The sequence below is a fragment of the Puia sp. genome, assembly GCF_036500295.1.
In the GTDB taxonomy this organism is placed as follows: Bacteria; Bacteroidota; Bacteroidia; order Chitinophagales; family Chitinophagaceae; genus Puia.
Map to the genome: position 1 here is coordinate 35,599 of NZ_DASYCH010000002.1, position 12,408 is coordinate 48,006.

Below are 12,408 nucleotides of genomic sequence, written 5' to 3' on the forward strand. Positions count from 1 at the left end.
GGGATTTTCACAAATGTTACAAAAAAGCCGAATCCTTTTAACATTTTTATAACATAAGCCAGACTCAACTATTTCGTTTCAGGGTGGTCAAACCACCCACAAATAAGTGCATTATATGAGAAGAATCTTCACCGTGATCCTTTGTTTTACATCGCTAACCCTATTATTAAGCAGCTGCAGCGGCAGCAAAAAGCTGTCCGGCTTTGTACCCTTCACCCGAGACCTAAAGCAAAAGCTTGAAAAAGAGAATATTGACTTGAAGCAGGTGCAATTTTACGTAGACCAGAAGTTGATTCTCAATCGCAATCTCGGGGACCAGAAAGTGGTGGTCAGCAGCGGGGTGGTCAAGCTGGAAAACGGGAAATATATCAATGAGGTGATCATTCCCACGTTGACCCCGGGTCTTTGCGACGTGGTGGATGGGGATAAGTTGATGATCAGCTTTGAAAAAGGCAATAACGACCTGGCCTTTGGCCCCGGCAGCGGTTATACCTTTAATCAATATGTGCTCTACGGGACGGAATGGAAGAACGGCACCGCGCTGGTGACGTATGATTCAAATAAGTATCGCGCGCGTTGCGGCAGTTGTTCGGATGTGGCTTCGGCAACGCTCGTGATCAAGAAGAGCATCCTCGACAAGATGGAGCGGAAGTCCAGGACCCTTAAGGGTAGGACAGTAGGGAAATAAGCGGCGAATCCGGGGTTTCATTCTGGAGGGTTTCGATCACATCGATCTTTCCGTCGGTGACAGAAAGAGTCTTTATGCTAAGCGGATTGACGATCTTCACGAGATAGAAGGTCTTTTCCCCATCGGTAATCTCGGTAACGACATCGATACGATAGTCAGGATACTTAACCCTGATCCAATCCCCCGGATTCCGGGGGATCTCTTTTCCCGGATAGTACATCAGCGAATAACGATAGGCGCCATGCCTGTCAAAAAAGGCCTGATGCCGGAGACCACCCATTTGGAACGATACCTGATAGCCTTCCGCCGACACATACCAGTATTCGTTGCTGGTGCCGGCGGGAAAAAGCCGTTGAAAATGCCGGTAGGCATGAGTATTGATCTCGTTGAGCGGAACATTGCTGGAGATTGCCGAACCGCCTTCATTATAGGTGTAGACGGCGGGATGGTATTCCTCCTGTGTGAAGGCAAGAGTGGGTGCCAATAGGGCTACAAGGCACCCAATCAAGAAGTTATGGCAAGCTTTCATTGTAATGAGTTTGTCTATTTAAGTTAACAATTTAGTAATACACGACGAAATATATTTTCAATTATCTTGATTGGTTTTTTTCGCCCATGCGTTCTGGGTTGATGGCAAAACCCGATCTTTACGAACTGACCTCCCTGATTCTATGGCAAGAAAAAAGACCGCGCGTCTATTGAAGGGTTATACGCATCACAACAAAGTGCGCCTGGTCCACGGCGGTAAAGATTATTTCGAGATGATCGTCCGGCTGATCGACGGCGCACAAAAGACGATCCACCTACAGACCTATATATTCGACGGAGATGAGACGGGCCTGATGGTATCCGATGCGCTGCTGCGCGCCGCGGCCCGGAAGGTCGAGATCAACGTACTGCTGGATGGTTATGCCTCTCAGGGCCTTTCCCGGGAGATCATCGGTCAATGGAAATCAGCGGGTATCCGTTTCCGTTGGTTCTGGCCGCTGCTGAAGGCAAAGAAATTTTATCTTGGGAGAAGATTGCATCACAAGGTGATCGTGGTGGACGCCGCCCGGGGGATGGCCGGGGGAGTGAACATCAGCGACCGGTACAATGATATCGGCGATGTAAAGGCCTGGCTCGACCGCGCCCTGTTTGTCGAGGGACAGGCCGCTTTAAAGCTGCATATCATCTGTCGCGATATGTGGACCAGGGCCTATTGGAAGACTACAAACCCAAAGAAGGATGAGTTCACCTGGGTGCCGGCCTTTGTGCCGGATGCGGAATGCCTGGTCCGGGTGCGCCGCAATGACTGGGTGCAGGGGAAGAACGAGATCTCGCGCAGCTATGTAGAGATGTTTCGTCAGGCGAGATCGCATATCATCGTTCTCTCAGCCTATTTCCTGCCCGGTGCGATCCTGCGGAAACAGATGACGCAGGCGGCGAGGCGGGGGGTGGCCATCCGGATCATCGTCGGCGGCGTTTCGGATGTACCGATCTCGCGGCTCGCCGAACAGTACATGTATCGCTGGCTGTTTCGCAACAGGATCCGGGTATTCGAATACCAGGACACAGTGCTGCACGGCAAGATGGCGACCTATGATGGCGCATGGGTGACGGGCGGTTCGTACAATGTAAACCAGATAAGCGCCTATGCAAGCGTCGAACTGAATTTAGACGTGCGGAATGAAAAATTCGCCTCCTGTGTCGAGCAGGAACTGGAGTCGTTGATCCGGGATCACTGCAAGGAGATCATCGCCGAGGAATATTTTCAACATACCGGGCATTTGCGACGGCTTCTCCAGTGGGGAGCCTACGAGACGGTGCGGGTGCTCTTCTTCCTTTTTACTTTTTACTGGCGGCAGGAGCGCGAGACGGGGTCTGCGCGGCGCCTTTAGCAGCGGACCGGACGCAACGCGGGCGCTCCCGGATGACAACTACGGACGCGCGGCTAGTTCCCCCGGATGCGCCGGATGAAGATGCGCAGCGAATGGCGATCCCAGCCGGCAAAGCGTCCCCGCTGTACGATTATCTCATTCTCATCGGGCCGTTGCAGATAATAGTGAAATACAAACCGGGCCTTCGGGTCTTCCCATCCTTTCATTTCTCCAAAACGCAAGTCATTAAATACGACCGTGTCGCCCCATTCTTCCACCGTGTAGAACCCCTGGCAGAATCGCATAAGATAATGCACGTCGGGATGCTCGAGATATGGTTTCAGCAAGCGCTTTGCTTTTGGTTGAAACCGGAATTGGGTGGGCTTGTGATCGAACATGGACCGGTAGCCGGTGTAAAAACCACCGCTGTCTTCGGCGACGATATACCAGAGCCAGTTGTTCAGTGGGGTCGGCGTGGAAAAATACCGGGTATAGGTGTGGTGCTGGGCCTGCAGGTCCGCTCTTGCGTGATCGTCGATGCGCAGCTTGTTGGTGATGCAGTAGCACAGATATGCGGTGCTGAGCAGGAGGCCTGCCCAGGCCCATTTTCGCCGCGCCGGATGATTTCTCCGCAGGATCAGCAGGGCTGCAAAGGAGATGGCCAGCCAGACGCTAAAAAAGGGGTCCGCGACAAAAAGGACGTGGAAGGAGACCCGGTAGTGGTTAAAGGGTTCGAACCAGCCGGTGCCATAGGCATTGAAAGCATCGATAAACAGATGGGCAAAGATCTCCACGCCAAAAAAGAGCCACCAGTCCCGGCGGGTCATACCGCTGCGTGGAAGGGCCCTGGCCGCCAGGAAGGCGAGCACGGGGGTCATGAAGGCGAGAAACAGGAACGAATGCGTCAGACCCCGATGCGCCCATACGTCCCGCGCCGTAGGCAGCCAGAAAGAGGCGACAAAATCGATATCGGGCAGGCTGTTGGCGGCGGCGCCGAAGAGAAGGGCATTCTTGCCGAGTTTTCGACCGGCGAGTACTTCGCCGATGGCCGCTCCGAGTACGATATGTGTCAGCGTGTCCATTTGTGTTTAAAGGGGCCCTCCCCGGGACAGGGATCAAAAATTGTTCCCGGCAGGAAAGGTGGTGGCGCCTACTCCAGGGTGGTGACGCCTTTGATGGGCGCCGGAGTATCTTGAAGCAGTTCGAGAACGACTATTTCGTTGGTTCCTTTCTTTAGCCAGGTGGCGGGACAATAAAGGTGTTGCTGCGGACCGACATACCAGTATCGGCCGAGGTTGTGCCCATTGACCCAGACAACGCCCTTCTTATATCCGCTGACATCGAAGTACGTGTCGGCGGTTTTGTCGAGGGGGAAGCTGCCTTTGAAGAAGGTGGCTTTGTCCTGGGGGGTGAAGGCCGCGGAGACCCCGGTGTTCGCGCTTTTGCCGGCGGCAGCATTCGCGGCTTGGGCTGCGTTCGCGCCCGGAGTGATTTTCATCGCGGGTGGCTCAGCGAGCGGGAGATTATAGATATCCCAGTTGAACAGCGTCATGCCGTTGAGCGTGACACGATCGGTTATCCCCTTCCGGTCGATGAGGTATTGCGCAAAATTGATATGCCCCATGCTCTCGACGAGGATATCCAGCTGCGGATCCTTCACATCGGTCTTTGGCAGCTTGACGGTCCAGTTGCCCCCATCGCGATAGACCGTGTCGATGAATTTTCCGTTGAGGAAAACCAGTGCATAGTCATGCGGTTCGGTAATGGTCAGGGTGCCGCTTTTATGACCGATGAGTTTTGTCCGATAGAGGATCATCCCACTCTGCTGATCGAAATGTTCCATCGGCAGCGGTTGCGGGGAATGTTTTGGCGCCGGCAGATGCTCCCAAAGGGTGCCGGTTTTTTCCATCGGGATCTCCGGGATCTCCATCACCGGGATGGGGGCCGGGGGTTCGGGCAGCGGGTGATCGGTGTACTGCGCGATCAGCTGTCGCAGGGCCTGGTATTTCGCCGTGGCGCGGCCCTGTTCGTTGATGGGCGCGTCATAGTCATAGCTCGTTACATCCGGCTGGAACTGGACGGGGGTAAAGGCGTTGGCGCCGGCGGTATAGCCGAAGTTGGTGCCGCCATGAATGACGTATAAATTAAAAGACCGGTGGTGGCTAAGCAAGTAACGGACATCTTTCATAATACCGGCCGTATCGGGATGCTGCCATTTCTCCTTCCAGTGGGTGAGCCAGCCGGGATAGGTCTCGCTGCTAAAGGCCGGGACATTGGGGTTATGTTTACTGGCATGCTCAAAATCTCCATCACTGCCGCCACTGTCAAGACCGATGGCACAGCCATCGAGATTCCCGGCTTCCAGCATGAAGTCGGTAGGTCCATCCGCCGTATAGAAGGGTACGGTCACGCCTTGTTGTTGCCAGAGCCGCCGGAGATCGGCGAGATAGCCCTTGTCGTTGGCATAGCTGCCATACTCGTTCTCCACCTGAACCATCAGGATCGGGCCGCCGTGATCACATTGAAGCGGCACGATCTCTTTGGACAGCCGCGTTACATAGCGGCTGACGGCGCTCATATAGCGGGGGTCACGACATCGCACCTTTATATCGGGTATCTTCAGCAGCCAGGGAGGTAACCCGCCCCAATCCCATTCCGCGCAGACATAGGGGCCGGGCCGGAGCAGCACCCATAGGCCTTCCTCCTTACAAAGCCGGATAAAGGCGGCAATGTCCTTGTTACCGCTGGTAAAATCGAAAACGCCCGGAGTGCTCTCGTGATAGTTCCAGAAGACGTATACCGCAATGGTGTTGCAGCCCATGGCCTTCGCCATCCGGATGCGGTGACGCCAATATTCCCGGGGAATACGGGCGGGGTGCATTTCGCCGCTGATGATCTGAAAGGGTTTTCCGTCGAGCAGGAAATCCGTCTTGCCGAGCGTGAAGCGGTGACTGCTTTGGGCGCACAGCGAGGCGGCTGCGAATAGAAACAGGGAAAAAAGCGCTGCTTTTATTTTGTTGGGAGTCATGGGATCAGGAAGGCTTGTTGATGATCCGGGTTTCGCCGGCCGGCGAGCCCGCGACGACAATATCGGCCATATTGATAAAGAACCCATCTTCCATCACGCCGGTGATATCACTGACTTTTCTGTGCAGGGCAGCGGGGTCCAGGATCTGGCCGAACTGGCAATCGAATATATAGTTATGATTGTCGGTGAGATAGCGCTTGTCACCCGCCATTCGCATGTGGGGGATGCAGTCCAATTCGGCAAGCCGCCGCTGAGTGAGTTCCCACGCAAAGGGCACGACCTCGACGGGCAGGGGAAATTTGCCCAGGTGACGGACCAGCTTTGACTCGTCTACGATGATGATGTAAAACCGGGTAGCCGCCGCTACGATCTTTTCGCGAAGCAGGGCGCCGCCACCGCCCTTTATGAGATTGAGCTTTTCGTCCACTTCATCGGCACCGTCGATCGTGATGTCGAGGCGATCGACCTCAGAGAAAGGTATGAGGGGAATGTTCAATTCGCGGGCCAGGCTCTCCGACTGGACCGAGGTAGCAACGGCGCGTACCGTAAGTCCCTGCTTTACCATTTCACCAATGCCCTGGATGGCCCAGTAGGCCGTAGAGCCGGTTCCCAGGCCGAGGGTCATGCCATTCCGAACGTATTCGATGGCCTTTCCGGCAGCGATCTTTTTGCCATTAACGGCTTGATTGTCCATGAGAAAAGAGGTTAAAATGCGCGAATAAATACGCCGTTTCCGGCGGATTTTTGCTGTAAAAATAGGGGGCTTCGGGATACCGTCCATCATTAATTTTCCGGGCTTTTTTCCAATTTCCTAGTAGATCGGTAGGAAATACTACAAATTTCCCTACTTTTGTTTTGTCATCCACTTTATCATTCACATGACCCAATTCGTTGCAAATAAAAATTGTTGTTGTTGCTGTTGTCGGCAAGCCACGGTTATTTGGGTGGAGGATGACCTCTTATAAGCTGATCGAACTGTATTAACAATAGTTTAAAGCTCCACCACCAGTGGAGCTTTTTTTATTCATGGCCTATATATCAATGCGCGTTTTATGTCGACAATGACCTTATATCCTGCAGATGCCACGCTTATTTCCGCGGTGCGAGCCCTGGAAAGAGAGATCGGTCACACACCGCTGCATCCCGTCACCGGGCTTTTCCGGCATCCCCGGGTGCAGATCTACGCCAAGAAAGAGTGGATGCAACTTTCGGGCAGTGTTAAAGCCCGGGCCGCTTACTCGATCATCCGCCGGGCCATCGAGGATGGGAAACTGACGCGGGAGAAAACCCTGCTGGATGCGACCAGCGGAAACACGGGTATCGCTTATGCCCATATTGCCAAAAAATTGAACATTCCCGTCGCGCTTTGTCTTCCCGAAAATGCCTCGCGTGAGCGAAAGGATATCCTCCAGTCCCTTGGGGTAAAGCTGATCCTGACGTCCCGGTTCGAGGGGACCGACGGCGCCCAACAGGTAGCCCGGTCACTTGCGGAAGCCGATCCGGGGGCGTATTTTTATGCCGATCAATACAAGAACCCCAACAACTGGAAAGCTCACTATTATGGCACTGCATCCGAGATCGTAGAGGCGCTGCCGGGGATCACCCATTTTGTGGCGGGGTTGGGAACAACCGGAACCTTTGTCGGAACCGGCAGACGACTGCGCGAACTGCGCCCCGATATCCGGCTGATCTCCTTACAGCCCAACCTGCCGATGCATGGATTGGAGGGGTGGAAGCACATGGAAACAGCCCTCGTGCCGGAGATCTACGATCCATTGGTGGCCGATGTGAACGAAGAGGTCAGTACCGAAGAGGCCCATGCCCTGATCATCGAGGCCTGGCACAAAGAAGGGTTATTATTGAGCCCTTCATCAGCGGCCAATCTTGCGGGTGCAATACGCGTCGCCAAACAATTGGAACAAGGGGTTGTTGTTACTGTTTTACCCGACAATGCCGACAAGTACAGTGAAATCATTCAAAAACTTATCGTATGATCATTATCGAACCCAGGGTCAGACAATTATTGATAGATGACGCGCTCAATACGTTTCCGGATGAATGCTGCGGTTTTCTTTTTGGCAGGGAAGAACATGATGGAACAAGGCTTGTCGTAGATATTCTCGTCGTAGACAATTCAAAAGAGGGGGACAAAACAAGACGATTCGAGATCTCGCCCCAGGACTATATGGCAGCGGAGACCCATGCGTTGGATCACGATTGGACCTTGCTGGGGATCTACCATTCGCACCCCAAACATCCGGCCATTCCCTCGGAAACCGACCGGCAGTCGGCGCAGCCATATTTTTCCTATGTGATCATCTCCATCCTGGACAAGGACACGACGGAGCTGCGCAGCTGGTTGCTCAACGACAAGCGGCAATTCGAAGAAGAAAAGATCATTGATTATATATACTCTTAAAAAAAAAAGCATCAAATACCATGGCAACGGTTATCATTCCCACTCCTTTGCGGAAGTTCACCAATAATACGGCGCGGCTGCAGGTTGGCGCCGGCACGATCCGGGACACTGTCCGGGAGCTTACACAAAATTTCCCCGATTTGAAAAAGCATCTGCTCGACGAGCAGGGCAAGATCCGCAGTTTTGTCAACATCTTTATCGGCAACGATGATATCCGGGATCTCGAGGCGGAGAACACCGCGGTAAAAGAGGACACCGTCATCAGCATCGTTCCGGCGATTGCGGGTGGCAGTCCGGACGGCGCCACGGGCGGTGCAGCGAATGGCGCCACGACAGGCGCCACGACAGGCGCTACGACAGGCGCTACGAATGGCACTGTGTTCAGCAAAGAAGAGCTGGCCCGGTACAACCGGCATATCATCATCCCGGAGTTTGGCTATGAGGCGCAAAAGAAATTAAAAGAAGCAAAGGTTCTGGTCATCGGATCGGGCGGTCTTGGCAGTCCGGTGCTGCTGTACCTGGCCGCGGCGGGTGTCGGGACCATCGGTATCGTGGATTTCGATGTCGTCGATGACAGCAACCTGCAGCGGCAGGTCCTGTTTGGCGTCGACGAGATCGGCAAGCCAAAAGTCGAGGCGGCCAAACGCCGGATCGAGGCGCTGAACCCGTATATCCGGCTCAATATCTACAATACACATCTCAATTCCCAGAATGCGCTGGAGATCCTCCGCGACTATGATGTCATTGCAGACGGCACGGATAATTTCCCCACGCGTTATCTGGTGAACGACGCGGCCGTATTGCTGGGCAAGCCGAATGTGTATGCATCCATCTTCCAGTTTGAAGGGCAGGTGTCGGTTTTCAACTATTGCGACAAGCAGGGTCAGCTGGGTCCCAATTACCGGGACCTCTACCCCACCCCGCCCCCGCCGGGTCTTGTACCCAGTTGCGCCGAGGGCGGCGTACTTGGTGTATTGCCGGGCATCATCGGCAGTCTGCAGGCGCTGGAAGTGATCAAGGTGATCACCGGAGTGGGCGATACGCTGTCGGGTCGCTTCTACATCTTCGACGCGCTGAATTTCGAAAGCAGAACCTTCCGTATCCGGCCGAGAGAAGACAATCCGGTCAACGGCAAGAACCCTACCATCAATGCATTGATCGACTACGAACAATTTTGCGGAATGCGGGCCGTGGAGGAAAAGCCGTTGAAGGAAGTGACGGTAAAAGAACTGTACGACATGCAGGTAAAGGGTGAATCGTTCCAGCTGATCGACGTCCGGGAACCGCATGAATATGAGATTGTCAATATCGGCGCGGAGCTGATCCCGTTGGCGACTGTGTCGGCTAACAGCGACAGGATCGATCGCGACAGGAAGGTGGTCGTACATTGCAAGGTGGGCGGTCGCAGTGCCAAGGCGATTCGGGAATTGGAAGAAAAATTCGGATATACCAATCTCTATAATCTGAAGGGCGGCATCCTTGCCTGGGTGGACCAGATACAACCGGAGCTGACGAAGTACTAGGAGTTGAGCAGGCTTTCGAGAATGCGGGCGACCTTGTCGGGATTGGGAAGCATAGCCTGTTCGAGGCCGGTATTCATCGGCACGGCGGGAAGATCGAGTGCGCCGGCCACTTCAACAGGCGCATCCAGCCGGGAAAAGCAGTTGCGGGTGATCCGCCACGCCAGGGCTTCGGCGAAAGAGTTATTCTGTTGTTCCTCCGTCAGCACGAGACATTTCCCATGCCGGCAGACTGTTTCATAGACCAGGGCTTCATCCAGCGGGTAAAGCGTGCGAAGATCGACGATCTCTATTTGCCCGGGAAAGCGGGTGGCTGCGGCCTTAGCCCAATACACGCCCATCCCGTAGGTGATAATGCAAGCGGTGTCGCCGGCGGCGATGAGGTGTTCATCGGCCGCGACGATCGCCAATCCTTTGCCCAGCGGCAAAATATAGTCGGCTGAAGGCTCTATCGTTTTTGCTTCCTCTGTTCCGGGGACCTTGCTCCAGTAGAGTCCCTTGTGTTCCAGCATTACCACCGGATTGGGATCGAGGAAGGCGGCTTTCATGAGCCCCTTCATATCGGCGGCATTGGAGGGATAGGCAATTTTTATTCCCTTGATGGAAAGCAGGGTCGTTTCGATGCTGCCGCTATGATAGGGACCGCCGCCGCCATAGGCGCCGATGGGTATCCGGACGACCGTGCGAACGGGAAACTTACCCTGGCTGAGATAACAGGATTTGGATATTTCCGTCACCAATTGATTGAATCCTGGATAGATGTAATCGGCGAATTGGATCTCGACGATGGGCAGGGCGCCAACCGCGCTCATTCCCACGGTCGAACCGACGACATAAGCCTCCTGGATTGCGGTATTGAATACCCGATGGTCGCCAAACTGTTCCGCCAGGGTAGCCGCCTCCCGGAATACGCCGCCAAGCCGGCGGCCTACATCCTGGCCGTAGAGCAGGGCTTCGGGATGTGTTTCCATGATCTCCCGGATGGCGAACAACGCGGCATCGACCATGATCACTTTTTCGCCATCCCCGGGTGTGCGGGTTCCCGTTTCTTCGATGACGGGAGTGGGCGCGAAGACATGATCGGTTACCGTGGAAGGATCGGGTTCGGGTGCGGTTACCGCCTGTTGAAATTGCCGGGCGACAAGCGCCTTTGCTTCCGTGTCAATATTTGTCAATAGCGACTCTTCGACGTCCAAAGCCAGCAGGCGTGCCCGTAGTTTGGGCAGGGGATCATCTGCGGCATGGCGGGACATGTCCCCGGCATCCCGATAAAATTCCCGGCGTACCCCACTGGTGTGATGTCCCAGTAACGGGACCTTCGCCTGAACCAGCCAGGGGCCCTGGCCATTGCGCAGGGAATCGATGACCTCCCCCATCGCCTCATAGGCGCCGAGGAAATCGCTTCCGTCGATGCGGATGCGTTCCATTCCTTTGAACCCTGCCGTGTATTCATAGGCATCCATCGACCGCGCTTCTTCCGACCGCACGCTGATACCCCATCCATTGTCCTGAACAAGGTAGAGGATGGGAAGCTTTTTAAGCACGGCAAACTGGAAGGCCTCGCTTACTTCGCCTTCGGTGACACTTGCGTCCCCGAGTGAACAGACGACGATGGGTGACCCGCCTTCCGGTGACTTGCGCAATAGCGGGGATGAGATACTTGCCAGATATTGCAGCCCCTGGGCCAGACCGGTGGCAGGTATCGCCTGCATCCCGGTGGCGCTGCTTTGATGGAGCATGCGCGGCCGGTCGTTCCCCGAATAATTTGGATGGGAATAGTATTCGCGCCCGCCGGTGAACGGATCGTCTCCTTTGGCGAGCAGCTGCAACATCAGGTGATAAGGCTCGAAGCCCAATCCCAGTAGAACGCTTTCGTCCCGGTAGTAAGGGCTTATCCAATCGCAGGGAAGCAGGTGGAAGGCCGTTGCCAGTTGGATGGCTTCGTGTCCGCGGGAAGTGGAATGGACATATTTGCAGATGGAGCGATTATTCTCGTAAGTGGCGGCCATTTCCGCCGCTGTGCACATCAGCTGCCAGGCTCTTAGCAAGATATCAAGAGAGATCAACGGTAATCGATCTTATTTTATTTCAACGGTAAATAAGCTATCGTCTTCGATAAAGCCTTCCAGCTCGTCTCCAACCACGCATTCACCGACACCAGCGGGTGTCCCCGTAAAGACGAGATCGCCGATGTTCACGGAGAAGTAATTGGAGATATAGGCAACAATCTTGTCAAAGTTGTTGATCATCAGATTGGAGTTGCCTTGCTGCACCAATTCCTTATTCTTGTACATGCAGAAGTTGATATCCTTCTTGTTCTTGACATTCTGCAGCGGGATCCATTTTCCGATGGCCGCAGAGTTATCCCAGGCTTTTGCTTTTTCCCAGGGCAGGCCTTTTTCCTTGAGCTCGGTTTGGATATCGCGCGCAGTGAAGTCGACTCCCGCTGTTATGGCATCATAATACTTGGAAGCAAATCTTTCCTGGATGTATTTCCCGTTTTTGGATATGCGAAGAACGAGTTCGCATTCGTAGTGCAGTTCGTTCGTGAACTCGGGGTAATAGAACGGGGTATGAGCCTGCAGCAATGCACTCTTAGGCTTCATAAAAATGATCGGCTCATCCGGAATTTCATTGTTCAACTCCTTGGCATGAGCCACATAGTTACGGCCAACGCAGAATATTTTCATATTCAATCAGGGTTTTTATGTGCGAGAGATAGGCTAACAGAAAATTAGCACATCTCCTGCAATAAGTTTAATATCTGTCCTTCGGGGGCCACTGAAGGTGGCTTAGGAAAATTCTTGTTTAGCTTTCATTTGGCCTGAAAAGGCCCGGGGCACTCACCATAGGCATATTGAATATCAAAATACTTACTCATTAAGGATGAATGC

The 12,408-nt window shown here is 54.0% G+C and carries 12 protein-coding genes; 5 read left to right on the top strand and 7 right to left on the bottom strand.

The window, feature by feature from the left end; genetic code table 11:
* Positions 1–115: 115 nt before the first annotated feature.
* Entirely contained in the window at positions 116–688 is a 573-nt protein-coding gene (locus VGM48_RS00445) for a hypothetical protein (protein ID WP_331575475.1), read from the top strand.
* On the opposite strand, the gene VGM48_RS00450 is transcribed toward VGM48_RS00445, so the two are convergent.
* Positions 663–1,217 carry a hypothetical protein gene (locus VGM48_RS00450; RefSeq protein ID WP_331575477.1) on the bottom strand — a complete coding sequence of 185 codons (555 nt, stop codon included), beginning with the start codon at positions 1,215–1,217 and terminating at the stop codon, positions 663–665. The genes VGM48_RS00445 and VGM48_RS00450 overlap by 26 nt on opposite strands.
* Positions 1,218–1,359: 142 nt before the next feature.
* Here VGM48_RS00450 and VGM48_RS00455 point away from each other — a divergent pair, with 142 nt between their 5' ends.
* The gene (locus VGM48_RS00455) at positions 1,360–2,568 is read left to right on the top strand and encodes a phospholipase D-like domain-containing protein (protein ID WP_331575479.1); all 1,209 of its coding nucleotides are present in this window, start codon (positions 1,360–1,362) and stop codon (positions 2,566–2,568) included.
* 53 nt (positions 2,569–2,621) lie between these two features.
* Here VGM48_RS00455 and VGM48_RS00460 read toward each other — a convergent pair whose 3' ends face one another.
* The 4 genes from VGM48_RS00460 to VGM48_RS00475 all read right to left on the bottom strand — a co-directional run bounded on the left by VGM48_RS00460 (position 2,622) and on the right by VGM48_RS00475 (position 6,504).
* Positions 2,622–3,629, bottom strand: a complete 1,008-nt coding sequence (locus VGM48_RS00460; RefSeq protein ID WP_331575481.1) for a metal-dependent hydrolase — start codon at positions 3,627–3,629, stop codon at positions 2,622–2,624.
* A 68-nt stretch (positions 3,630–3,697) separates the two neighbouring features.
* Positions 3,698–5,575 (bottom strand): glycoside hydrolase family 35 protein, encoded by a 1,878-nt coding sequence (locus tag VGM48_RS00465; protein ID WP_331575482.1) that lies wholly within the window; start codon positions 5,573–5,575, stop codon positions 3,698–3,700.
* 4 nt (positions 5,576–5,579) lie between these two features.
* The gene (gene rpiA / locus VGM48_RS00470; protein WP_331575484.1) at positions 5,580–6,269 is read right to left on the bottom strand and encodes a ribose-5-phosphate isomerase RpiA; all 690 of its coding nucleotides are present in this window, start codon (positions 6,267–6,269) and stop codon (positions 5,580–5,582) included.
* A complete protein-coding gene (locus VGM48_RS00475) occupies positions 6,250–6,504 on the bottom strand; it encodes a hypothetical protein (RefSeq protein WP_331575486.1) in 255 nt (84 codons plus the stop codon). Before VGM48_RS00475 ends, rpiA begins: the two co-directional genes overlap by 20 nt.
* Positions 6,505–6,627: 123 nt before the next feature.
* On the opposite strand from VGM48_RS00475, the gene VGM48_RS00480 reads away from it, so the two are divergent.
* From VGM48_RS00480 to moeB, 3 genes are read left to right on the top strand one after another with little or no spacing between them, the layout of a single operon-like run.
* A complete protein-coding gene (locus VGM48_RS00480; protein ID WP_331575488.1) occupies positions 6,628–7,569 on the top strand; it encodes a cysteine synthase family protein in 942 nt (313 codons plus the stop codon).
* A complete protein-coding gene (locus VGM48_RS00485; protein ID WP_331575489.1) occupies positions 7,566–7,994 on the top strand; it encodes a M67 family metallopeptidase in 429 nt (142 codons plus the stop codon). Before VGM48_RS00480 ends, VGM48_RS00485 begins: the two co-directional genes overlap by 4 nt.
* 20 nt (positions 7,995–8,014) lie before the next feature.
* A complete protein-coding gene (moeB, locus tag VGM48_RS00490) occupies positions 8,015–9,517 on the top strand; it encodes a molybdopterin-synthase adenylyltransferase MoeB (protein WP_331575491.1) in 1,503 nt (500 codons plus the stop codon).
* On the opposite strand, the gene VGM48_RS00495 is transcribed toward moeB, so the two are convergent.
* Positions 9,514–11,580, bottom strand: coding sequence for an alpha-ketoacid dehydrogenase subunit alpha/beta (locus VGM48_RS00495; RefSeq protein WP_331575493.1), 2,067 nt, complete (start codon positions 11,578–11,580; stop codon positions 9,514–9,516). The genes moeB and VGM48_RS00495 overlap by 4 nt on opposite strands.
* A gap of 12 nt (positions 11,581–11,592) precedes the next feature.
* Positions 11,593–12,204, bottom strand: a complete 612-nt coding sequence (locus tag VGM48_RS00500) for a fumarylacetoacetate hydrolase family protein (RefSeq protein ID WP_331575495.1) — start codon at positions 12,202–12,204, stop codon at positions 11,593–11,595.
* Positions 12,205–12,408 lie beyond the last annotated feature (204 nt).

Coding starts and splice junctions, on each gene's coding strand:
- VGM48_RS00445 (WP_331575475.1), top strand. CDS start 116: ATGAGAAGAATCTTCACCGTGATCCTTTGTTTTACATCGCTAACCCTA.
- VGM48_RS00450 (WP_331575477.1), bottom strand. CDS start 1,217: ATGAAAGCTTGCCATAACTTCTTGATTGGGTGCCTTGTAGCCCTATTG.
- VGM48_RS00455 (WP_331575479.1), top strand. CDS start 1,360: ATGGCAAGAAAAAAGACCGCGCGTCTATTGAAGGGTTATACGCATCAC.
- VGM48_RS00460 (WP_331575481.1), bottom strand. CDS start 3,629: ATGGACACGCTGACACATATCGTACTCGGAGCGGCCATCGGCGAAGTA.
- VGM48_RS00465 (WP_331575482.1), bottom strand. CDS start 5,575: ATGACTCCCAACAAAATAAAAGCAGCGCTTTTTTCCCTGTTTCTATTC.
- rpiA (WP_331575484.1), bottom strand. CDS start 6,269: ATGGACAATCAAGCCGTTAATGGCAAAAAGATCGCTGCCGGAAAGGCC.
- VGM48_RS00480 (WP_331575488.1), top strand. CDS start 6,628: ATGTCGACAATGACCTTATATCCTGCAGATGCCACGCTTATTTCCGCG.
- VGM48_RS00485 (WP_331575489.1), top strand. CDS start 7,566: ATGATCATTATCGAACCCAGGGTCAGACAATTATTGATAGATGACGCG.
- moeB (WP_331575491.1), top strand. CDS start 8,015: ATGGCAACGGTTATCATTCCCACTCCTTTGCGGAAGTTCACCAATAAT.
- VGM48_RS00500 (WP_331575495.1), bottom strand. CDS start 12,204: ATGAAAATATTCTGCGTTGGCCGTAACTATGTGGCTCATGCCAAGGAG.